At 67.2% G+C, this 19,549-nt stretch carries 23 protein-coding genes; 12 read left to right on the plus strand and 11 right to left on the minus strand.

Going from position 1 to position 19,549, the window contains the following annotated elements:
* Positions 1-2: 2 nt before the first annotated feature.
* Positions 3-1,169 carry an MFS transporter gene (locus AC3ANJ_RS05970; protein ID WP_488318679.1) on the minus strand — a complete coding sequence of 389 codons (1,167 nt, stop codon included), beginning with the start codon at positions 1,167-1,169 and terminating at the stop codon, positions 3-5.
* Positions 1,170-1,581: 412 nt separating this feature from the next.
* Here AC3ANJ_RS05970 and nrdH point away from each other — a divergent pair, with 412 nt between their 5' ends.
* The 4 genes from nrdH (at position 1,582) to nrdF (ending at position 5,421) form a co-directional block, all read left to right on the plus strand.
* Positions 1,582-1,815, plus strand: a complete 234-nt coding sequence (gene nrdH, locus AC3ANJ_RS05975; RefSeq protein WP_285636399.1) for a glutaredoxin-like protein NrdH — start codon at positions 1,582-1,584, stop codon at positions 1,813-1,815.
* A gap of 13 nt (positions 1,816-1,828) precedes the next feature.
* Positions 1,829-2,263, plus strand: a complete 435-nt coding sequence (nrdI, locus tag AC3ANJ_RS05980; protein ID WP_406246046.1) for a class Ib ribonucleoside-diphosphate reductase assembly flavoprotein NrdI — start codon at positions 1,829-1,831, stop codon at positions 2,261-2,263.
* A 65-nt stretch (positions 2,264-2,328) separates the two neighbouring features.
* Positions 2,329-4,404: a class 1b ribonucleoside-diphosphate reductase subunit alpha gene (gene nrdE, locus AC3ANJ_RS05985; RefSeq protein WP_488319237.1), complete on the plus strand. Its 2,076-nt coding sequence runs from the start codon at positions 2,329-2,331 to the stop codon at positions 4,402-4,404.
* A 36-nt stretch (positions 4,405-4,440) separates the two neighbouring features.
* Positions 4,441-5,421, plus strand: coding sequence for a class 1b ribonucleoside-diphosphate reductase subunit beta (nrdF, locus tag AC3ANJ_RS05990; protein ID WP_406246044.1), 981 nt, complete (start codon positions 4,441-4,443; stop codon positions 5,419-5,421).
* 57 nt (positions 5,422-5,478) lie between these two features.
* Here nrdF and AC3ANJ_RS05995 read toward each other — a convergent pair whose 3' ends face one another.
* Positions 5,479-5,664, minus strand: a complete 186-nt coding sequence (locus AC3ANJ_RS05995) for a hypothetical protein (protein WP_488318680.1) — start codon at positions 5,662-5,664, stop codon at positions 5,479-5,481.
* A gap of 185 nt (positions 5,665-5,849) precedes the next feature.
* Here AC3ANJ_RS05995 and AC3ANJ_RS06000 point away from each other — a divergent pair, with 185 nt between their 5' ends.
* From AC3ANJ_RS06000 to AC3ANJ_RS06010, 3 genes are read left to right on the plus strand one after another with little or no spacing between them, the layout of a single operon-like run.
* Complete coding sequence (locus AC3ANJ_RS06000) at positions 5,850-6,200, plus strand: YciI family protein (RefSeq protein ID WP_488318681.1); 351 nt, start codon at positions 5,850-5,852, stop codon at positions 6,198-6,200.
* Entirely contained in the window at positions 6,200-7,519 is a 1,320-nt protein-coding gene (locus AC3ANJ_RS06005) for an RNA polymerase sigma factor (protein WP_488318682.1), read from the plus strand. Before AC3ANJ_RS06000 ends, AC3ANJ_RS06005 begins: the two co-directional genes overlap by 1 nt.
* Entirely contained in the window at positions 7,516-7,887 is a 372-nt protein-coding gene (locus tag AC3ANJ_RS06010; protein WP_488318683.1) for a YciI family protein, read from the plus strand. The genes AC3ANJ_RS06005 and AC3ANJ_RS06010 overlap by 4 nt, the downstream gene beginning before the upstream one ends.
* Positions 7,888-7,901: 14 nt before the next feature.
* On the opposite strand, the gene pgi is transcribed toward AC3ANJ_RS06010, so the two are convergent.
* A complete protein-coding gene (gene pgi, locus AC3ANJ_RS06015) occupies positions 7,902-9,581 on the minus strand; it encodes a glucose-6-phosphate isomerase (protein WP_488318684.1) in 1,680 nt (559 codons plus the stop codon).
* A gap of 90 nt (positions 9,582-9,671) precedes the next feature.
* On the opposite strand from pgi, the gene AC3ANJ_RS06020 reads away from it, so the two are divergent.
* Positions 9,672-9,971 (plus strand): DUF7882 family protein, encoded by a 300-nt coding sequence (locus AC3ANJ_RS06020; protein WP_406246038.1) that lies wholly within the window; start codon positions 9,672-9,674, stop codon positions 9,969-9,971.
* A 126-nt stretch (positions 9,972-10,097) separates the two neighbouring features.
* Positions 10,098-10,631: a hypothetical protein gene (locus tag AC3ANJ_RS06025; protein ID WP_488318685.1), complete on the plus strand. Its 534-nt coding sequence runs from the start codon at positions 10,098-10,100 to the stop codon at positions 10,629-10,631.
* A 3-nt stretch (positions 10,632-10,634) separates the two neighbouring features.
* On the opposite strand, the gene AC3ANJ_RS06030 is transcribed toward AC3ANJ_RS06025, so the two are convergent.
* A complete protein-coding gene (locus AC3ANJ_RS06030; protein ID WP_488318686.1) occupies positions 10,635-11,246 on the minus strand; it encodes a flavodoxin family protein in 612 nt (203 codons plus the stop codon).
* Positions 11,247-11,377: 131 nt separating this feature from the next.
* On the opposite strand from AC3ANJ_RS06030, the gene AC3ANJ_RS06035 reads away from it, so the two are divergent.
* Positions 11,378-11,587, plus strand: coding sequence for a hypothetical protein (locus tag AC3ANJ_RS06035; protein ID WP_488318687.1), 210 nt, complete (start codon positions 11,378-11,380; stop codon positions 11,585-11,587).
* A gap of 4 nt (positions 11,588-11,591) precedes the next feature.
* Here AC3ANJ_RS06035 and AC3ANJ_RS06040 read toward each other — a convergent pair whose 3' ends face one another.
* Positions 11,592-12,194: a GNAT family N-acetyltransferase gene (locus AC3ANJ_RS06040; RefSeq protein WP_488318688.1), complete on the minus strand. Its 603-nt coding sequence runs from the start codon at positions 12,192-12,194 to the stop codon at positions 11,592-11,594.
* Positions 12,195-12,244: 50 nt separating this feature from the next.
* Here AC3ANJ_RS06040 and AC3ANJ_RS06045 point away from each other — a divergent pair, with 50 nt between their 5' ends.
* A complete protein-coding gene (locus tag AC3ANJ_RS06045; protein ID WP_488318689.1) occupies positions 12,245-13,174 on the plus strand; it encodes an aldo/keto reductase in 930 nt (309 codons plus the stop codon).
* Positions 13,175-13,202: 28 nt separating this feature from the next.
* A complete protein-coding gene (locus tag AC3ANJ_RS06050; RefSeq protein ID WP_488318690.1) occupies positions 13,203-13,577 on the plus strand; it encodes a PLDc N-terminal domain-containing protein in 375 nt (124 codons plus the stop codon).
* Between the two features lie 6 nt (positions 13,578-13,583).
* Here AC3ANJ_RS06050 and AC3ANJ_RS06055 read toward each other — a convergent pair whose 3' ends face one another.
* From AC3ANJ_RS06055 to AC3ANJ_RS06080, 6 genes are all read right to left on the minus strand, one after another.
* Positions 13,584-14,555 (minus strand): epimerase, encoded by a 972-nt coding sequence (locus AC3ANJ_RS06055; protein ID WP_488318691.1) that lies wholly within the window; start codon positions 14,553-14,555, stop codon positions 13,584-13,586.
* Positions 14,552-15,169 carry a DUF4166 domain-containing protein gene (locus tag AC3ANJ_RS06060; RefSeq protein WP_488318692.1) on the minus strand — a complete coding sequence of 206 codons (618 nt, stop codon included), beginning with the start codon at positions 15,167-15,169 and terminating at the stop codon, positions 14,552-14,554. The genes AC3ANJ_RS06055 and AC3ANJ_RS06060 overlap by 4 nt, the downstream gene beginning before the upstream one ends.
* A 35-nt stretch (positions 15,170-15,204) precedes the next feature.
* Positions 15,205-16,167, minus strand: coding sequence for an NYN domain-containing protein (locus tag AC3ANJ_RS06065; RefSeq protein WP_488318693.1), 963 nt, complete (start codon positions 16,165-16,167; stop codon positions 15,205-15,207).
* A gap of 5 nt (positions 16,168-16,172) precedes the next feature.
* Entirely contained in the window at positions 16,173-17,174 is a 1,002-nt protein-coding gene (locus AC3ANJ_RS06070; RefSeq protein ID WP_488318694.1) for a Gfo/Idh/MocA family protein, read from the minus strand.
* Positions 17,175-17,211: 37 nt separating this feature from the next.
* Positions 17,212-18,540 (minus strand): O-acetylhomoserine aminocarboxypropyltransferase/cysteine synthase family protein, encoded by a 1,329-nt coding sequence (locus AC3ANJ_RS06075; protein WP_488318695.1) that lies wholly within the window; start codon positions 18,538-18,540, stop codon positions 17,212-17,214.
* A gap of 64 nt (positions 18,541-18,604) precedes the next feature.
* Positions 18,605-19,549, minus strand: coding sequence for a quinone oxidoreductase family protein (locus tag AC3ANJ_RS06080; protein WP_488318696.1), 945 nt, complete (start codon positions 19,547-19,549; stop codon positions 18,605-18,607).

Consider the following 19,549-nt stretch of genomic DNA (forward strand, 5'->3'; position numbering starts at 1 on the left):
ACTCAGGAAGGGGTGACCGCCACGGGTTCGGTATCGGGGAACGGGCTCGGATCGCGGTGGCGCAGGTCGGGGAAGGCGCGGACGAAGACGATCGCGACGATCAGACCCACGATTGCGAACAGCGTCGCGGCCAGGTAGGCGCCCTGCGGGCCTCCCGTGCTGTCGACGAGGAACCCGGCGATGGCCGAGCCCGCGGCGGCGCCGATCAGCTGACCGGTTCCGGCCCAGCCGAACGCCTCCGCTGTCTCGCTGAACTTCACACTCGCTGTGGTGATCGCGAACATGACCGCAAGCGCCGGAGCGATGCCGATGCCGGCGAGCAGCAGGGTCCCGCCCAGCCAGTACACGTTCAACGTCACCATGGTCAGCGACAGGCCGACCGTGACGATGGCGAGGCGTCGGGCCATCGCCCACGGCCCGATCGGGATGTGGCCGAGTGAGAGTCCGCCGACGAGGCTCCCCACCGCGAACACGGCGAGGACGAGACCTGCTTCGAGGCTGCCGTGCTCGAACGTCGCGACGACGCCGACCTCGACCGCCGAGCAGGCGCCGATCAGCAGGAAGCCGGTCAGTGTCGCCAGCAGCACAGGCGGCTTCAGGACGACGCGTCCGAACGCACGACGGCTGCGTGGGATGCGGACGCGCCCGACCTCGGGGGAGAGGATGAACCAGCCGCAGCCGACGACGAGGAAGGCGGCGACGAGCAGCAGCCCCTGGGTCGTACCGATCTGCGTGGAGACGAGCGTGATGACCACAGGGGCGAGGATCCAGATGATCTCCTGCAGCGAGGCATCCAACGAGAACAGCGGTGTGAGCTGCGACGAGTTGACGAGCTTCGGGTAGATCGTGCGCACGGCCGACTGGATCGGCGGCGTCGAGAGTCCGGCGAGCAGTCCGAAGAACATGTAGCCGGTCAGATGCAGGGGCAGGAGGGCGAGGCAGAGCATGGCGCTGATGCAGACCGCGGCCGTGAGGGTGAGGACCCGTCGCATGCCCCACGCGCCCATCCAGCGACTGGTCACAGGGCCTGCGACGGCCTGCCCGACCGATGTCGCGGCGAGCACGAGACCGGCGGCGCCGTACGACCCGGTCTGCTGCTCGACGTGCAGGAGGATCGCCAGCGAGGCCATGCCGTTGGGGAATCGCGCCGTCAGCTGAGCTGCGATCATGCGCGCCACGCCAGGCGTGCGAAGAAGGTCCCGATATCCCGCCACCTGACAACGGTACCGGGGTGCGCGGTCGGCGTCAGCACGGGTGGCTGCGGCGACACGCCGCGACACGCCGGAGACCCCTCTCCACAGGAAATCGGATGTCCGAACCCCGGCGTAGCGTCCTACCTGTGGATGGATCCGCAACGGCCGTCCGAGAGCCGCGATCTGACGCGGTTCGCGGGGGTCCGGGAAAGTTCGCCGGCTGTGGATGAAACGGTGGACAACCTGTGTTGTATCAGTGGAGAGCGGTGGAAAACTACAGGGATGTAACTACTATCCCTTGTGGTCGGTCCGAATGTCCGTCCCTATATGTAGTATTGAAGTCCCGGCGGGGGGCCTGCCGGAAAACCAGGATTTGAGGGGAAGCGATATGTCGATCACGGTCTACACCAAGCCTTCGTGCGTGCAGTGCAATGCCACTTACCGGGCGCTGGACGCCAAGGGCATCGAGTACGAGATCCACGACCTCTCCGAGGACGCCACGGCGCTCGAGCAGGTCAAGGCGCTCGGCTACATGCAGGCGCCGGTCGTCGTGACCGATGAGGACCACTGGTCGGGCTTCCGCCCGGACAAGATCGACGAGCTCGCCGCTCGCCTGGCCTGAAGGAGATGAGGTCATGAGCGCCGTCGCCACAGCAGCGCCGCTCCTGGTCTACTTCTCCAGCGTCTCCGGGAACACGGCGCGCTTCGTCGAGAAGCTGGGCCTTCCCGCTCGCCGCATACCGCTGCACCGCACCGACGAGGATCTCGTCGTGGATGAGCCGTTCGTGCTTGTCACCCCGACGTACGGGGGCGGGCAGGGGCGCGGCGAGGAGAAGGGCGCCGTTCCCAAGCAGGTGATCCGGTTCCTCAACGACGAGCGCAACCGGCGCCACATCCGCGGGGTCATCTCCGCAGGGAACACCAACTTCGGCGACGCCTTCTGCGCCGCCGGTGACATCATCAGCCGCAAGTGCCACGTGCCTCACTTGTATCGGCTCGAAATCTTCGGCACACAGGACGATGTCGATCGGGTGACCGACGGATTGGAACGACGGTGGGTACTTCATTGACCGAGACAGTGGCATTCAAGGCGAACCCCGCATACGAGGGTCTCGACTACCACGCGCTCAACGCGATGCTGAATCTCTACGACGCGAACGGCAAGATCCAGTTCGACGCCGATAAGCGCGCCGCGCGGGAGTACTTCCTGCAGCACGTGAACCAGAACACGGTGTTCTTCCACTCGCTCAAGGAGCGGCTGGACTACCTCGTGGAGAAGGAGTACTACGACGGCACGCTGCTCGAGAAGTATTCGTTCGAGTTCGTCCAGAAGCTCAACGAGTTCGCCTACTCGAAGAAGTTCCGGTTCGAGACGTTCCTCGGCGCGTTCAAGTACTACACCAGCTACACGCTGAAGACGTTCGACGGCAAGCGCTACCTCGAGCGCTTCGAGGACCGCGTCGTGATGACGGCTCTCGCTCTGGCCGATGGTGATGAGAAGGTCGCCATCGATCTCGTCGAGGAGATCATCTCCGGCCGATTCCAGCCGGCGACGCCGACGTTCCTCAATGCGGGCAAGGCGCAGCGCGGCGAGCTCGTCAGCTGCTTCCTGCTGCGCATCGAGGACAACATGGAGTCGATCGCCCGTGGCATCAACTCCGCGCTGCAGCTGAGCAAGCGCGGCGGCGGCGTCGCGCTGCTGCTGTCGAACATCCGCGAGTCCGGTGCGCCGATCAAGCAGATCGAGAACCAGTCCAGCGGCATCATCCCCGTGATGAAGCTCCTCGAAGACAGCTTCAGCTACGCCAACCAGCTCGGCGCCCGCCAGGGGGCCGGTGCGGTGTACCTCAACGCGCACCACCCCGACATCATGCGCTTCCTCGACACCAAGCGCGAGAACGCCGATGAGAAGATCCGCATCAAGACGCTGTCGCTCGGCGTCGTCGTGCCGGACATCACGTTCGAGCTCGCCAAGAACGACGAGGACATGTACCTGTTCTCGCCGTACGACGTCGAGAAGGTCTACGGCGTGCCCTTCGGAGACATCTCGGTCACCGAGAAGTACCGCGAGATGGTCGACGACCCGCGGATCAAGAAGACCAAGATCAACGCGCGCGAGTTCTTCCAGACCATCGCCGAGATCCAGTTCGAGTCGGGTTACCCGTACATCATGTTCGAGGACACGGTGAACAAGGCCAACCCGATCAAGGGCCGCATCAACATGTCCAACCTCTGCAGCGAGATCCTGCAGGTGAACACGCCGACCACGTACAACGAGGACCTCTCGTACGACCAGATCGGCAAGGACATCTCCTGCAATCTCGGCTCGATGAACATCGCTCTGGCGATGGACGGCGGCAACCTCGGTGCCACGGTCGAGACCGCGATCCGCGGACTCACCGCGGTCAGCAACCAGAGCCACATCTCTTCGGTCCGCTCGATCGAGGACGGCAACGACCGTTCGCACGCGATCGGCCTCGGGCAGATGAACCTGCACGGCTACCTCGCCCGTGAGCACGTGTTCTACGGGTCCGAAGAGGGCATCGACTTCACGAACATCTACTTCTACACCGTGCTGTTCCACGCTCTGCGCGCATCGAACAAGCTCTCCATCGAGCGCGGAGTGGCCTTCGACGGCTTCGAGGACTCCACGTACGCGTCCGGCACATTCTTCGACAAGTACATCGACCAGGCGTGGGAGCCTGCGACCGAGAAGGTCAAGGAGATGTTCGCCGGTCAGTTCATCCCGACACAGGCCGACTGGGTCGAGCTGAAGGAGAGCATCCAGAAGCACGGCATCTACAACCAGAACCTGCAGGCCGTGCCCCCGACCGGTTCGATCTCGTACATCAACAACTCGACGTCTTCCATCCACCCGATCGCGTCGAAGATCGAGATCCGCAAGGAAGGCAAGCTCGGCCGCGTCTACTACCCGGCGGCGTTCATGACGAACGACAACCTGGAGTACTACCAGGACGCGTACGAGATCGGCTATGAGAAGGTCATCGACACCTACGCCGCTGCCACGCAGCACGTCGACCAGGGTCTGTCGCTGACGCTGTTCTTCAAGGACACCGCCACCACGCGCGACATCAACCGTGCGCAGATCTACGCATGGCGCAAGGGTATCAAGACGATCTACTACATCCGTCTGCGCCAGATGGCCCTCGAGGGCACCGACATGGCCGAGTGCGTTTCGTGCATGCTCTGATTGCCTTCTGATCTGGGATTTCGACAGGAAAATAGAATGACACCCCACGAACCGCTCAAGCTGGTCGACCACGTGCAGGCGATCAACTGGAACCGCATCCAGGACGACAAGGATGTCGAGGTGTGGAATCGCCTCGTCAACAACTTCTGGTTGCCCGAGAAGATCCCACTGTCCAACGACATCCAGTCGTGGAACACCCTCACCTCCGACGAGCAGCTGCTCACCATGCGCGTCTTCACCGGACTCACGCTGCTCGACACGGTGCAGGCCACGGTCGGAGCCGTCTCACTGATCCCGGATGCGATCACTCCTCACGAGGAGGCCGTCTACACGAACATCGCCTTCATGGAGTCGGTGCACGCGAAGAGCTACTCGTCGATCTTCTCGACGCTGTGCTCGACGAAGGAGATCGACGAGGCGTTCCGGTGGTCGGTGGAGAACCCGAACCTTCAGAAGAAGGCGCAGATCGTCACCGATTACTACCGCGGCGACGACCCGCTCAAGCGCAAGGTCGCCTCGACCCTGCTCGAGAGCTTCCTGTTCTACTCCGGCTTCTACCTGCCGATGCACTGGTCGTCGCGGGCCAAGCTCACGAACACGGCCGACCTCATCCGCCTCATCATCCGCGACGAGGCCGTGCACGGCTACTACATCGGCTACAAGTTCCAGCGCGGCCTCGAGACGCTCGACCAGGCCAAGCGCGACGAGCTGAAGGACTACACCTTCTCGCTGCTGTACGAGCTCTACGACAACGAGGTGCAGTACACGCAGGATCTCTACGACGGCGTCGGCCTGACCGAGGACGTCAAGAAGTTCCTGCACTACAACGCCAACAAGGCGCTGATGAACCTCGGCTACGAGGCGATGTTCCCTTCCAGCGTCACGAACGTGAACCCGGCGATCCTGTCAGCGCTCTCGCCCAACGCCGACGAGAACCACGACTTCTTCAGCGGGTCTGGCTCGTCGTACGTGATCGGCAAGGCCGAGGCGACGGAAGACGACGACTGGGACTTCTGAGTCCGAACGTGAGAACGACGGAGGGCCTGCGAAGCGATTCGCAGGCCCTCCGTCGTGTCAGGCGCGATTTCTCGACTGCAGCAGCAGGGCGAAGGATTCCGGGATCGAGCGCGCGAAGGCTTTTCGGCGTGCTGCTGCGGCCCGCTGCCGCGCTGCTCGCGCCACTTGTCGCTCCCACCGCATCTCACGGATGAGGTCGCTGAATTCGCCGGCTTCGGCCGGGCTCATGACGTCGTTTCGCATGGCGGATCCTCTCGTCGGAGGGAACCGCTCCTCGGTCGCCCTCGTGAGCACCACGAACGACATGCGCGCCTTTCGACATCCGAGCACAGAAAAGTTGCGACTTCTTTTCGCATTCCTGTCGAATCGACATGGACGTGTTCGTGGTGATGATGAGGATCGCCGCACGTGCGATCGAGAGGAGCGCCATGACCGCGCGACAGAAGTTCCTCGTCATCCACATGACGGACCCCGCCGGTGCCGAATGGGATCAGGACATCGATGGTGCCCGACTGCAGCGCTGGCTGGAATTCCGTGGCGGACCCCACGGCTGGGAGCCCAACGGCCAGACCGTCGCAGGGGCCGATCAGGCCCGACGCATCACCGCGCACGGCGGCGACGTCGTGGTGACCGATGGCCCTTTCCCGGAGTTCACGGAGTGGTTCCTCGGCGTCGAATGGATCGAGGCCACCGATATCGAGCAGGCGACGCGGCTGCTCGCTGAGCATTCGACGGCGCGCATCGGCCGTATGTACGTCATTCCCGCGAGCGGGGACTGATGGCCGACAGGGGTCGCGCCGTCGACGTCGACGTCGACGCCGAGATCGCCCGCACCCACCGTGCGGAATGGACCTTGATCGTCGCCGGGCTCGCCCGCCGCTACGGCGACCTGGACCTCGCCGAGGAGACGGCCGCAGAGGCGTTCGCCACCGCCGTCGAGCGCTGGCCCGTCGACGGCGTCCCGCCGAACCCGGGCGCCTGGATCACCACCACCGCGCACCGCAAGGCGATCGATCGACTGCGTCGCGAAGCACGGCGCGACGACAAGCACAGGGAGGCGTTCATGCTGCAGGACGACTCGCCCGTCGAGCCGACGGGTCGTATCGACGACGATCGGCTGCGCCTCATCTTCATCTGCTGCCACCCGGTGCTCTCGATTCAGGATCGCGTCGCACTGACGCTGCGGATGGTCGGCGGGCTCACGGTCTCGGAGATCGCTCGGGCCTTCCTCGTGCAGGACACGACGATGGGACAGCGGGTCAGCCGGGCCAAGGCGAAGATCAAGTCTGCTCGGGTCCCGTTCGCCGTGCCGCTGCAGGAGGACGTGCAGCCCCGCGTGGCCGGCGTGCTCGCGGTGCTGTATCTGATCTTCAACGAGGGGTACTTCGCCTCCGGCGGGGACGTCGACCCGATCCGACGGGACCTCGCTGAGGAGGCGATCCGCCTCGCTCGGCTGGTGAGGACGCTTCTGCCCGCGGACTCGTCCGAGGATGCCGAGGCGACCGGGCTGCTGGCACTGATGCTGCTCACCCAGGCACGGGCCGATGCCCGGCTGTCCGCCGGCGGCGAGCTCGTGCGGCTGGATGAGCAGGATCGCGCACGGTGGGACCGGATGCTGATCGAGGAGGGACTCGCCCTCCTGGACGATCTGCTCGAGGCCTGCGGCCGAGACGTCCGGGCGCTGGGGCGGTACCAGCTCCTCGCCGCGATCAACGCCGTGCACGTGTCGGCACCGCGAGCGCAGGACACGGACTGGGCGCAGATCGTGGCGTTGTACGGTGCGCTCGAACGCATCGACCCGAGTCCGATCGTCCGGCTGAACCGTGCCATTGCGATCTCGGAGTACGACTCACCCGACGTCGCGCTCGCCCTCATCGAGCAGCTCGGCGATGATCTGGCCGATCACCACGCCTTCCACACGACGCGCGCAGAACTGCTGCGCCTGACCGGGCGATCGGATGCCGCGCGCAGCGCCTACGATCGCGCGATCGCGCTGGCGGTCAACACCGCCGAGCTCACCCACCTCACCCGTCGCCGAGACCAGATCGCGGTGGCATCCGAAACCGATGGCACGACGAATGAAGGAGAACTCTCATGACCAGCACGTACCTCGTCATCCACATGACCGATGTGCAGGGAACCGCGCTTCCCGAATCAGAGGATCGTCAGAAGCTCGACGCGTGGGCCGAACGCGGCAAGGAGGCCGGCATGCTCGGCCCCGGCGCCCCGGTTGCCGGTCCTGAGCAGGCGAAGTCCGTCGCGATCCGCGACGGCGAACTGCTCATCACGGACGGTCCCTTCCCGGAGTTCAAGGAGTGGTTCGCCGGATACGACCTGATCGAAGCGGGCTCGCTCGATGCCGCGGCCGCGTACATGTCCGAGCATCCGACGGCTGTGGCGGGACGGATGTACATCCTTCCCGTCGTCGCATTGCCGTGGGAAGAGACCGACCACGCGGCATCGTGAGCCGTGTCGTCTGATCACTTCCGGTTCGCTGCGTAGTACGCCAGCAGAGCCTTCGTCGATGCATCCTGCGCGGCCACGGCATCCGCATCGCCGGAGATCGCCGGAGCGATCTGCATGGCCAACTGCTTGCCGAGCTCGACACCCCACTGGTCGAACGAGTTGATGCCCCAGATCGTGCCCTGCGTGAACGTGATGTGCTCGTACAGCGCGATGAGCTGACCGAGCACCTGCGGGGTCAGTGCGGGTGCGAAGATCGAGGTCGTCGGGCGGTTGCCGGCGAACGTACGGGCCGCGACGAGCGCGCCCGTGGTGCCCTCGGCCTCGACCTCGGCGGCGGTCTTGCCGAATGCGAGAGCTTTGGTCTGCGCGAGGAAGTTCGCCAGGAACAGCGCGTGCACGTCCTGACCGCCGTCCGAGAGCGGGTAGGCGGGGTTCACGAACGCGATGAAGTCCGCGGGGATCAGGCGGGTGCCCTGGTGGATGAGCTGGTAGAACGCGTGCTGGCCGTTCGTCCCGGGCTCGCCCCAGAACACCTCTCCCGTGTCGGTGGTGACCGGCGACCCGTCCCAGCGGACGGACTTGCCGTTGGACTCCATCGTCAGCTGCTGCAGATACGCGGGGAAGCGGCTCAGCTGCTGCGCATAGGGGAGCACGGCGTGCGACTGCGCACCGAAGAAGTTCACGTACCAGACGTTGAGCAGGCCCATCAGCACCGGGACGTTCTCGGCCAGCGGCATGGTGCGCACATGCTCGTCGACGGCGTGGAAACCGGCCAGCAGGTCGCGGAACGCCTGCGGCCCCAGGACGACCGCGAGCGACAGCCCGATCGCGGAGTCGACCGAGTAGCGGCCGCCCACCCAGTCCCAGAATCCGAACGCGTTGGTCGGGTCGATCCCGAACGCGGCCACCTTGTCGAGCGCGGTGGAGACGGCGACGAAGTGGTGCGCCACGGCATCCGTGCGGGAGGCGTCGTCATCGGCGATGGCGCCGGATGCCGCAAGGCCCGCCCACAGCCAATCACGCGCGAGACGCGCGTTGGTCAGGGTCTCCAGCGTCGTGAACGTCTTCGACGCGACGATGAACAGGGTGGTCTCGGGGTCCAGCCCCGCGGTCTTCTGGGCGAGGTCGGTCGGGTCGATGTTGGAGACGAAGAGCGCCTGGATGCCGGCATCCGCGTACGGTTTCAGCGCCTCGTAGACCATGACGGGCCCGAGGTCCGAGCCGCCGATTCCGATGTTCACCACATGTGTGACCTTCTTGCCGGTCACTCCGACCCACTCACCGGAGCGGACCCGGTCGGCGAATGCCGAGAGCGCGTCGAGGACGCCGTGCACGTCGGCATCCACATCCTGCTCGTCGACGACGAGCGCCGGCGACGCGCCGGCCGGGCGGCGCAGTGCGGTGTGCAGCACCGCGCGGTCCTCGGTCGTGTTGATGTGAGCGCCTTCGAGCATCGCGGCGTAGCGGTCGGCGACGCCCGTCTGTTCGGCGAGCCGGACGAGAGCGGTGAGCACCTCATCCGTGACGAGGTTCTTCGAGAGGTCGACGTGCAGATCCGCGAGCGGAAGCGACAGCCGATCGGCGCGCGACGGATCCGTCGCGAACCAGCCGCGGAGGTCCGGAGAGAACGAGTCGTGGAGGGCGCTGAGCTCGGCCCAGGCCGGGGTGCTGGTGGGATCGATCGGGGCAGACATGCGTTCAAACTACCGCGACGGCGGCGTTCCCCGTCTCACATGACGCAGGTCGGTCCTGTGAGACGTCGGGCCCCCGGCTAGTGTGCTCCCATGGGAACTCTCGAGTACAACAGCACGCGTCCGGCGATCGGCGTGGATGATGACACTCTGGCGCATCTGAAGATCGTGATCGGGACGAAGCTGCGCCGGCAGGAGAGCTTCATGATGACCTGGCTTCCCGAAGCCCAGGACAAGGCGCAGGGCCGGCTCACGATCTGGATGAATCCGAGCATCCCGTTGATCATCGCGTTCGACGGGCCGACGATGCCCGCCATCGACCCGAAGCGCATCGAGCGCATGATGGAGAACCTGAACGTGCGGGGCGAACTCGTGCTCGACCAGCTCGGATAGCGCGTGCAGGGCGCAGGAAACGACCGCGTGCGAGCGTCGTCCTGGCGCCGCGTTGGCGCGAGGACTCGGGGCGGCTCGCCACCTGAGCCTCCGCCCTGGCAGGCCGCGACCACCGGCGGCGGTTCGATGGTGCGCTTCCGCGCGATCCCGATGACGATGCGTGCGCTGGTCTGGTCCATCCTCGGCATCGTGACTGCCGCTGGGGTGCTCGTGGCAGTACTGCTGATCGCGGTCTCGGACATCCTCCAGGTCGGCGCGCGACTGACGATCATCATCGTCGGTGTCGGAATCGCCCTGCCCGTGTCGCTGGCGTTCTCCGCTCTGCTGCGTCGCCGCACACGCGACTGCACGGTCGCGTTCGGCGCATACGAACTGCGCATCACGACGGGGACGGCCGAGATCAGCATCCCGTACCGAGAGCTCGAGCATCTCCGCTGGCGATGCGACAGCGAATACGCGAGGGCCGAGGCACGCGGCGCCGAGATCGACATCTCACTGATCGTCGGCATCGCGAAACCTCCGGTCGGCACCGCGACGGGGCTCCCGCCGCTTCCGCGCCGCGTCTACGGACTGCTGGACGGGGCGGGGCTCGCGATGACGCGGACACGCCGCGGGGAGGTCGTCACCTTCCGGCGGAGTGCTTCGCAGCCGTCCGGCTGACCGCTACACGGCCGAGTACGCCTGCCCCCGCAGCAGCCTCGCCAGGTGCGCGGAGTTGGCCGCGGCCGTCGCGGTGGCCTGCGCGACCTTCTCGGGCGTCTCCGGCAGATCCTTGTAGTCGGTCTGCTGCATCGCCTCGCCGTTCCAGTAGACCGACCCCTGAGCAGGGATGCTGAAGCCCACGTCGTTCAGCGACTGGAAGAGGATCGCGGCGATGTGATGCGCGCCGTCCTCGTTGCCGACGATGCCGGCGATGGCGACCTTGTCGAACAGCGTCGGGCGGCCGCGGGCATCCGTCTCGCTCAGCTCGGCATCCAGCCTTTCGAGCACGCGCTGAGCGACGCTGGAGTGCTGACCCAGCCAGGTCGGCGTGAGGAAGACGAGGACATCTGCGGCGAGCACCTGTGCGCGCAGCGCCGGCCATCCGTCGCCCTGCCCCATATCCTTCCCGACCCCGGGAAGAAGCGTGTGATCGACGGCGCGGACCATCGTCCCGATGACGCCGTGCTCCGCCAAGGCCTTGAGGATCTGCCGACCGAGAAGCTCGGAACTCGAATCCGCGGGGGAGGGTTTGAGCGTGCAGTTGATCGCGAGTGCCGTGAGTTGTGCGTCCATGCCGGCACGATAGGCGCGGATCGCCGGAGCGCGGAGGGGGTTTCGCGCGTCGATCGTCTGCGCTAGGCGGTTGCCGGTCGCGGCACGGGTATCCTGGACGGAGCGAGATTTCCCGACTTCAGGAGCGACCGATGATCCTCAGCTTCATCTTCTTCATGATCCTCTTCCTCGGAGGGTTCTGGCTGATGGGCATCTCGTTCGGCCTGCCCGAGTGGCAGGCGGCGGCATTCCTCGGCGGACTCGCGTTGATCTGCATCGCGCTGGCCTTCATGATGCGCCAGGGGCGTTCGGGTGCGACGCGCCGTTCGAACAACTGGGACGGCGGACCGGCGGCGAACTGAGCGCTCAGCGCCGCTTCGCCAATCGCATCTCCAGGTTCGCCTTCACGGCCGGCCATTCGGGTTCGATGATCGAATACTCGACGCTGTCGCGCAGAGCACCGTTGCGGTAGCGCAGGACCGCGCGCATCACGCCGTCCTGTTTGGCTCCGAGGCGCTCGATCGCCGTGCGCGACTGGAAGTTCACCCACTGGGTCGTCAGCCCGACGCGGAACACGCCGAGCTCTTCGAACGCGTGGCGCATGAGCAGATACTTCGACTCCGCATTCGTCCCGGTGCCATGAGCGGACGGACGGTTCCAGGTGTAGCCGATGTGGAGCCGGGGGACATCGGCGACGAGGTCGTACAACGACGTGAGGCCGATGGTGCGCCCTGTCGCATCGAACGCGGTGAAGGGCACCATCTCGCCGCGTTCGGCCATCGCCAGCCGTTCGTCGATCGCCGCGGCCATCCCGTCAGGCGACGGGACAGACGTGTACCAGGCGGTCTTCCACAGTTCGCCCTCCGAGGCCGCCTCGACGAGCCCGTCGTGATGGGCGCACTCGAGCGGTCGCAGCTCGACGAGCCGGCCGGTGAGCGTGAGCGGGGCGGGGGCGATGAGGAAGGCCATACGGCAATTCAACCAGTCCTGTGTCACCGGTCCGCGCTAGCGTGGTGGTCATGAAGACAGTGCCGTTCGCCACCGCATCCGCCCCCGCCGTCGTCGCCGGAATGATGCGCATCAACGACAAGGAGGACGCCGAGATCCGCGCGCTGTACGACGCGGCTCGCGGCGCCGGTGTCGACTTCTTCGACCACGCCGACATCTACGGCGGACGGATGCACGCGTGCGAAGAGCGCTTCGCCGGGGCCCTGCAGCTGACTTCCGCCGAACGCGACGAGATCACCCTGCAGACCAAGTGCGGCATCGTCCCAGCGGACGGAGCCTACGACTTCTCGTACGAGCACATCATGCGACAGGTCGACGGCTCGCTCACCGCACTGCGCACCGACAGGATCGACGTCCTGCTGCTGCACCGCCCTGATGCGCTGGTCGAACCGGAAGAGGTCGCCCGCGCGTTCGACGAGCTCGAGGCGGCGGGCAAGGTCCGCGCGTTCGGCGTCTCCAATCACACACCGCGGCAGATCGATCTGCTGCGCACGGCGGTGACCCAGCCGTTCGTCGCGAACCAGCTGCAGCTCTCGCTCACGCATGCGTCGATGATCGCCGGCCCCATCGCCGCCAATCGCGAGGCCACCGAGCAGAGCGTCACCAGAGACGGCGGCGGAATCCTCGAGTACTGCCGCGCCAACGGGATCACGATCCAGGCCTGGTCGCCCATGCAGGCCGGCAGCGGTCTCGGACCGTTCATCGGCCACGAGGATCATCCGGAGCTCAACGCCGCGCTCGAGCGCATCGCCGATGTGCACGACAGCACTCCGATCGGGATCGCGGTCGCGTGGATCACCCGGCATCCGGCCGCGATGCAGGTCGTCATGGGCACGACGACCCCCGAGCGGCTCGTGGCGGCGGCGCACGGTTCGGACGTGCAGCTCACCCGCGCCGAATGGTACGAGCTGTACCGCGCGGCCGGTCACCTGCTGCCCTGACCCGCGCACCGTCGTCTACCCTGTTCTCATGCCGTTCATCTTCATGCTGCTGACGATCGCGCTCATGATCGGTGCGCTGATCGACATCATCACACGCGACGATTCGCGGGTGCGCTTCCTGCCGAAGATGGTCTGGCTCATCATCGTCATCCTGCTGCCGCTGATCGGCAGCATCCTGTGGTTCGTCCTCGGTCGCGAGTACGACTCGCAGGGGGTCTCCATGCCGCGGATGCCGCGCCGCCAGCGTGCGAGCCGGCCGCCGTCCGGACCGCCAGTGGCTCCGCCGGCGCCGGTGGACACGCGCACGACGGAGCAGCAGATCGCCGACCTCGATCGGGAGATCGAGGAGTGGCGGCTGCGTGAGGAGATCGAGAAGCGCAGGCAGGAGCGCGGCGAGGACTGACCGTCCTCAGCGCGCGACCCGCTCCGCATCGAAGGACTCGCGCAGGGCCGGCTCGAGCGTCGGGTAGCGGAACTCGTACCCGGCCGCCGTCAGCTTCTCCGGCAGGACCCAGCGGCTCTTGAGGACCAGCTCCGTCTCGGTGCGGATGCCGATGGCGCCGATCTCCAGCATCCAGCGCGGCATGGCCGGACCGAACCGCACGCCGAGGACGGCGCGCACCGCCGCCATGAACATCGTGTTGTCGACCGGGTTCGGCGACGCGGCGTTGATGGGGCCGTCCAGCTCGGGGTGGTCCTCGAGGAAGTCGATGATGCCCGCGACGTCGTCGACGTGGATCCAGCTGAACCGCTGGGCACCCCGCCGTGCCCCGGGGAGGTGCGCGGTGCCGGCCGCCCGGCGGCGCCTGCTCACCGGCCATCTGCCGTCGTGCTGGGCGCCGCCCAGTCCGAGCCGCGCGAGCGAACGCAGCGGCTCGAGGACTCCACCGTGGCCGAGGACGATCGCACTGCGCAGCGCCACTCGCCGCGTACGAGGGAGATCATCCTCGAAGAGCGCCCGTTCCCAGGCTTTCGCGACCTCGACGGAGAACCCGGTGCCGATCTCACCGGTCGACTCGGTCATCGGACGATCCTCGGCGTGCCGGTAGATGGTCGCCGTGGACGAGTTCACCCAGAGCGCCGGAGGGGTCTGGGCGCGCGCGATCGCCGTGCTCAGAGCAGCGGTCGTCTCGAGCCGGGAGGAGAAGATCTCCCCCCGGTTGGCGGGTGTGTACCGGCAGTTGACGCTCTTTCCGGCGAGGCCGATCACGAGCTCGGCCCCGTCCACGGCGGCATCGATGCCGTCCTGGTCCGCCCAGTCGAGGTCGGCGCCGGACCGTGAGATCGTGACGACCTCGCGGCCGGCGTCGCGGTACTTCTTCACGAGGTGGCTGCCCATGAATCCGGACGAGCCGCCGATGACGATGCGTCCCGTGCTCATGATTCCTTCTCGATCCGGTAGGTGAAGGTGCCGGCGTACTCGTAGAGCCGGCCGACCAGTGGAACATCGATCGTCAGTTCCACGCGCTGGCGGCCGGAGTCGGCATCCCTTCCCTCCCGCAACCGGATGCGCGGCACGAGCCGTCCTGATACGCGTGGACGGAGGCGGCCGATGCGCATGCCGATCGCGCGGCTGGTGAGCCGCAGTGCGCCGCGGTCGGTGCCGACGTCGAAGCTCGCCGCGAACAGCGGTGGCTCGCCGAGCTCGTCGACCAGACGTCCGTGGGGTTTCAGCGCGACCGCGTCCCGCATGATCCACTCGCCCCCGGGGAGCATCAGGGTGCGCTCCGCGATCGCGCGCCCGGCGATCGTGCGGTTCTCGATCCGGAAGGGGACGTCTGTGTACCAGCCGGCCACCAGGAGGCCGCGACGGTGCAGGGGACGCAACAGCGGTGCGAGCCATCGGTGTCGGGTGCCGACGTGATCGAACACGCCTTCACCGACGCCGACATGTCCATCGGGGATCGCCGCGAAGTACGCCTGGGTCGCCGGGTCCAGCAGCGGCATCCGCGGTCCCAGTGCTCGAGCGTACGGGGATGTCGAGGGATGCCTCATGCTTCGAGCGTACTCGTGCGCGAACGCGCGATCCGTCAGCGCTCGCGCAGGCGGACCAGTCGTTCGTGCCCTGTCTCTTCGAGCTCCGCGATGTCATCGCGGGACTTGAGGAAATCGGAGAACGATCGGTATCCGAGGGCCTTCTCGCTGAAGGACGGATCCATGCGGCGCATGTGGGTCTTGACGGCCGAGCTGTGCAGCCACTCGTCCGCATCGGCCTTGTCGTGCCCCAGACGCAGCGCGCGCTCGAGCAGCTGTGTCGCCTCTTCCTGCTCGGTGAGTTGCGGAGCCTCGGGCTCTGGCGCCTTCGGTGCCTTCTTGGCGCGTGATCGAGGTGCCTTCGCCTTCACCGGCGCCTCCGCTGCGGCATCCGGTTCCGGTTCCGGCTCCGGCTCCGGTGCCGGAGCGGGCGTCTGGGCCTTCGCGACCGGACGGACGACGCCGGGAAGGGAGTCGTACGCCTCGAACTCGTCGCAGGCAGCGGCGAGCGACTTCGCCGTGGAGCCTGCGACGCCGACGCCGATCACATAGCGGCCGAGACGCTTGCAGCGCTGGGCGAGCGGGACGTAGTCGCTGTCGCCGGCGACGATCACGACGTGCGTGAGGTCGGGCAGACGGAACATGTCCTCCACGGCATCGACCGCGAGCCGGATGTCCGCGCCGTTCTTGGCGTAGGCGGCGGCGGGGAACAGCTGCACGAGATCGACCGCGCGGGCGACCAGTTGGGATCGGTACACGGCGTTCACCGGTGACGACCAGTCCGCGTAGGCGCGTGTCAGCACGAGCGTTCCGAAGGAGGCCGCGTAGTCGATGATCGCACCGACCTCGATCATGGCCCGCTTCAGGCGCTCGGCGACCTCCGGGTCGTTCGGGTTCTCGGTGATGCGCTGACGGTCCTTGCCGTACGCGTTGCGTCCGTGTACGCGGTCGTACCAGGAGATGACGATGTTGTCGAAGTCCAGGTAGACGGCGACGCGGGTGTCCTGCGTTTCTGCCATTGGTGTCATCCCTCGTTCGGGTGCTCGTTCGGGTACCGCACGCCGATCTGGGCGCGGATCTCATCCAGTGCGCCCATGATGGCGGCGCTTTCGGCGATCGGGAGGGGCAGCAGTGCGCCTGCGACATCACCCGCAGCCACCGCGCCCTCGGCCGCGAACGCCTGGTACTGCATGCCGCGTCCCTCGACCTCGGAGACGTAGCTCTCGCGCACCGTGCCGTCCGGACCGACCACGCGGAAGGAGGTCGGCGTGTACCAGACACGGTCGATGTCGATGCGCGCCTCGGTGCCGATGATGGATGCCGCGTTGGGGCCGGATCCTCGGGCCGATGACAGGCTCGTCGACACCGCGCCGCCCGCGTGCGTCATGACGGTGGCGACCTCGGCATCCGCTCCTGTGTCGCCCAGACGGGCGACGGCCTTGATCGCCGCCGGCGCGCCGAGGATGTCCCAGATGAACGAGATCGGGTAGATGCCGAGGTCCAGCAGCGCGCCGCCGCCGAGCTCGAGAGCGTTCAGACGGTGAGCCGGGTCGGAGGTGATGAGCTGCGTGTGGTCGGCCGTGACCGCACGGATCTCGCCGAGCGCGCCCTCCGCGATGAGCTCGCGGATGCGGATCATGTGCGGCAGATACCTGGTCCACATGGCCTCCATGACGAGGAGGCCCCTCTCGGCGGCGAGGCTCTGCAGGTCCTCGGCCTCGGCGCGGGTCACGGTGAACGCCTTCTCGACGAGCGCGTGCTTGCCGTGCTCGAGGGCGAGACGCGCATCCGCGTGATGCATCGGGTGCGGAGTCGCGACGTAGATGATGTCGACATCCGGGTCGGCCGCCAGCGCTTCGTACGAGCCGTGCGCGCGAGGGATGTCGAAGCGTGCGGCGAACGCGTCAGCCGATTCCTGCGATCGTGAGCCGACCGCCACGAGGTCGAGTCCTTCGGTGCGGAGGTCGGCGGCGAATGAGGCGGCGATGCCGCCGGTGGCGAGGATTCCCCAGCGAAGACCAGTCATGCACTCAGCGTACCGGCCGGTCCGACACCGGAGTCCGTCAGAGCCGGGCCAGCGCCTGGTTCAGATCGGCGATGAGGTCGGCCGGGTCCTCGAGACCTGCGGAGAAGCGGATCGTGTTCAGCGAGATCCCCGCCGCCGCGCGTTGGGCAGGGCTCAGGTGCGAGTGCGTCATGGATGCCGGATGCGCAACCATGCTGCGGGCGTCGCCGATGTTCGCGATCAGGCGGACGACGGCGAGGCCGTCGATCACGCGGGCCGCGCGTGCGTGCGCCGCGGGGTCCTCGTCGCCGGTGATGTCGCCGGCCAGATCGAACGAGAACACCGACGGCACGCCACGCGGCAGGTAACGCTGCGCGAGCCCGTGCCAGGGGTTCCCCGCCAATCCAGGGTGGTGGACGGCCGCGACCTTCGGATGCTGCGCCAGGTGCTCTGCGATCGTCAGTGCCGTCGCGCTCTGGCGGGAGACCCGCAGGTCCAGAGTCTCGATGCCCTGCAGGATCTGCCAGGCGTTGAACGGCGACAGCGACGGGCCGAGGTCGTGCACGTACTTCGACTTCACGAGCGCGCCGAAAGCGAAGCCCTGCCCGAAGCGCTCCCACAGCACGAGCTCGCCGAAGCGCGCGTACCGAGCGGTGAACTGCGGCCAGCGCTCGGGCTCCGCCCCGAAGTCGAACGTGCCCTGGTCTACGACGACGCCGCCGAGCGAGGTGCCGTGACCGGAGAGGAACTTGGTCGCCGAATGCACCACGAAGTCCGCGCCGTGCTCACCAGGGCGGACGAGGTACGGGGTGCCGACCGTGTTGTCGATCACGAGCGGGATGCCGGCATCGTGGGCGATGTCTGCGACGAGGCGGATGTCGAGCACCTGCGCTATCGGGTTCGCGACCGACTCCGCGAAGAGGACACGGGTCTCCGGACGGATCGCGGCGCGCCAGGCATCCGCATCGTCCTGGTCGACGAACGTCACCGGGATGCCGAAGTCGTCGAACGTCTCCTGCAGCAGGTCGACCGTGCCGCCGTACAACTGGTCGGCTGCGACGATGTGCCCGCCTCGGCCCGCGAGCGCGAGCAGGGTGACCGCGACCGCGGCCTGGCCGGAGGCCACGGCGACGGCCGAGGTGCCGCCCTCGAGCGCGGTGATGCGCTCCTCAAGCACCTGCTGGGTCGGGCTCGCGTTGCGGCTGTACAGGTTGCCCGCCTTGCGGAGGGCGAACAGGTCCGCGGCATCTGCCAACGAGGCGAACTGGAAGGCCGCGGTCTGGTAGATCGGCGGAACGGCGCTGTTCTGCGGGGTGCCTGGCAGGTAGCCGGCCTGGATCTGCCGTGTGGCGAATGCGGTCGAGCCTGGGTCGGCGGAAGCGGTCATCCGTCCATTGTCCGGGCGCGCATCGCGTGTGCGTGTGCGTGTGTCGAAGTGTTGCGGGCCGGAGTCAGGGGATCAGGACGATCTTGCCGCGGGCGGCGTGCTGCTCGACGAGTTCGTGTGCGCGGGATGCCTCGGCGAGCGGAAGCTCCGGCCCGATCTCGATCTGGAAGTCGCCATCCGCGAGCTGGGCGATCGCGAGCGGAACGGCCTCGGCACGCCAGGCCAGCTCTTGCGACGTCAGCGGCTGCGGTGCGCCGCCGCTGAATGCCCGGATGCCGAGCTCAGCGGCATCCGGACCGCGAACGATGGTGGCGATGCGATCGTGATCGGCGACCAGCTGCTTCGACACGTCGATCGCCTCGTCCGTGCCGATGCAGTCCAATGCCGCCGTGACGCCCTGAGGTACGGCCTGTCGGACGCGATCGGCGAGGCCGTCTCCGTATGCGACCGGGATCGCGCCGAGTTCGCGCAGCTGCGCGTGACGGGCGGGGCTGCCGGTGGCGACGACCGTCGCGCCGCGCGCGACGGCGAACTGGATCGCGGCCTGCCCGACGGCGCCGGAACCGGCATGGATCAGCAAGGTGTCTCCGGCTTCCACGCCGAGCGAGCGCACGCACTGGTAGGCGGTGCCGATCGGGATGCCGAGGCTCGCGCCCTCTTCGGCGGTGACGGCATCCGGGAGCGGCGACAGGCACTCCGCCCTGACGGCCAGGTGCGTCGCGTACGTGCCGACCGCATCGCGGATCGCGACCCGGTCGCCGACGGCGAAGTCGGCGACGCCGTCTCCGATCGCCTCGATGGTGCCCGCACCGTCGAATCCGACGCGACGGGGCTCGGTGATCGGGGGAGACGGGCGAGCGCCGCGACGGAGCTTCGCGTCGAGCGGGTTGACGCCTGCGGCCTCGATCCGCACGACGACTTCGCCAGGGCCGGCGACGGGTCCGGGGATCTCCACGAGCTGCAGGACGTCAGGGGTGCCGATTTCGGTGTAGACGATCGCGCGTGCCAT

It is taken from the genome of Microbacterium sp. STRO-1N, assembly GCF_057748015.1.

Excerpts from the sequence above, each read along its gene's own strand:
- AC3ANJ_RS05970 (WP_488318679.1), bottom strand. The coding sequence starts at position 1,169 with ATGATCGCAGCTCAGCTGACGGCGCGATTCCCCAACGGCATGGCCTCG.
- nrdI (WP_406246046.1), top strand. The coding sequence starts at position 1,829 with ATGAGCGCCGTCGCCACAGCAGCGCCGCTCCTGGTCTACTTCTCCAGC.
- AC3ANJ_RS06035 (WP_488318687.1), top strand. The coding sequence starts at position 11,378 with ATGATCCTCAGCTTCATCTTCTTCATGATCCTCTTCCTCGGAGGGTTC.
- AC3ANJ_RS06025 (WP_488318685.1), top strand. The coding sequence starts at position 10,098 with ATGGTGCGCTTCCGCGCGATCCCGATGACGATGCGTGCGCTGGTCTGG.
- AC3ANJ_RS06045 (WP_488318689.1), top strand. The coding sequence starts at position 12,245 with ATGAAGACAGTGCCGTTCGCCACCGCATCCGCCCCCGCCGTCGTCGCC.
- nrdF (WP_406246044.1), top strand. The coding sequence starts at position 4,441 with ATGACACCCCACGAACCGCTCAAGCTGGTCGACCACGTGCAGGCGATC.
- AC3ANJ_RS06030 (WP_488318686.1), bottom strand. The coding sequence starts at position 11,246 with ATGGACGCACAACTCACGGCACTCGCGATCAACTGCACGCTCAAACCC.
- nrdE (WP_488319237.1), top strand. The coding sequence starts at position 2,329 with ATGCTGAATCTCTACGACGCGAACGGCAAGATCCAGTTCGACGCCGAT.
- AC3ANJ_RS06050 (WP_488318690.1), top strand. The coding sequence starts at position 13,203 with ATGCCGTTCATCTTCATGCTGCTGACGATCGCGCTCATGATCGGTGCG.
- AC3ANJ_RS06005 (WP_488318682.1), top strand. The coding sequence starts at position 6,200 with ATGGCCGACAGGGGTCGCGCCGTCGACGTCGACGTCGACGCCGAGATC.
- AC3ANJ_RS06075 (WP_488318695.1), bottom strand. The coding sequence starts at position 18,540 with ATGACCGCTTCCGCCGACCCAGGCTCGACCGCATTCGCCACACGGCAG.
- AC3ANJ_RS06080 (WP_488318696.1), bottom strand. The coding sequence starts at position 19,549 with ATGGCACGCGCGATCGTCTACACCGAAATCGGCACCCCTGACGTCCTG.
- nrdH (WP_285636399.1), top strand. The coding sequence starts at position 1,582 with ATGTCGATCACGGTCTACACCAAGCCTTCGTGCGTGCAGTGCAATGCC.
- AC3ANJ_RS06040 (WP_488318688.1), bottom strand. The coding sequence starts at position 12,194 with ATGGCCTTCCTCATCGCCCCCGCCCCGCTCACGCTCACCGGCCGGCTC.
- pgi (WP_488318684.1), bottom strand. The coding sequence starts at position 9,581 with ATGTCTGCCCCGATCGATCCCACCAGCACCCCGGCCTGGGCCGAGCTC.
- AC3ANJ_RS06065 (WP_488318693.1), bottom strand. The coding sequence starts at position 16,167 with ATGGCAGAAACGCAGGACACCCGCGTCGCCGTCTACCTGGACTTCGAC.
- AC3ANJ_RS06000 (WP_488318681.1), top strand. The coding sequence starts at position 5,850 with ATGACCGCGCGACAGAAGTTCCTCGTCATCCACATGACGGACCCCGCC.
- AC3ANJ_RS06070 (WP_488318694.1), bottom strand. The coding sequence starts at position 17,174 with ATGACTGGTCTTCGCTGGGGAATCCTCGCCACCGGCGGCATCGCCGCC.
- AC3ANJ_RS06055 (WP_488318691.1), bottom strand. The coding sequence starts at position 14,555 with ATGAGCACGGGACGCATCGTCATCGGCGGCTCGTCCGGATTCATGGGC.
- AC3ANJ_RS06060 (WP_488318692.1), bottom strand. The coding sequence starts at position 15,169 with ATGAGGCATCCCTCGACATCCCCGTACGCTCGAGCACTGGGACCGCGG.
- AC3ANJ_RS06010 (WP_488318683.1), top strand. The coding sequence starts at position 7,516 with ATGACCAGCACGTACCTCGTCATCCACATGACCGATGTGCAGGGAACC.
- AC3ANJ_RS05995 (WP_488318680.1), bottom strand. The coding sequence starts at position 5,664 with ATGCGAAACGACGTCATGAGCCCGGCCGAAGCCGGCGAATTCAGCGAC.
- AC3ANJ_RS06020 (WP_406246038.1), top strand. The coding sequence starts at position 9,672 with ATGGGAACTCTCGAGTACAACAGCACGCGTCCGGCGATCGGCGTGGAT.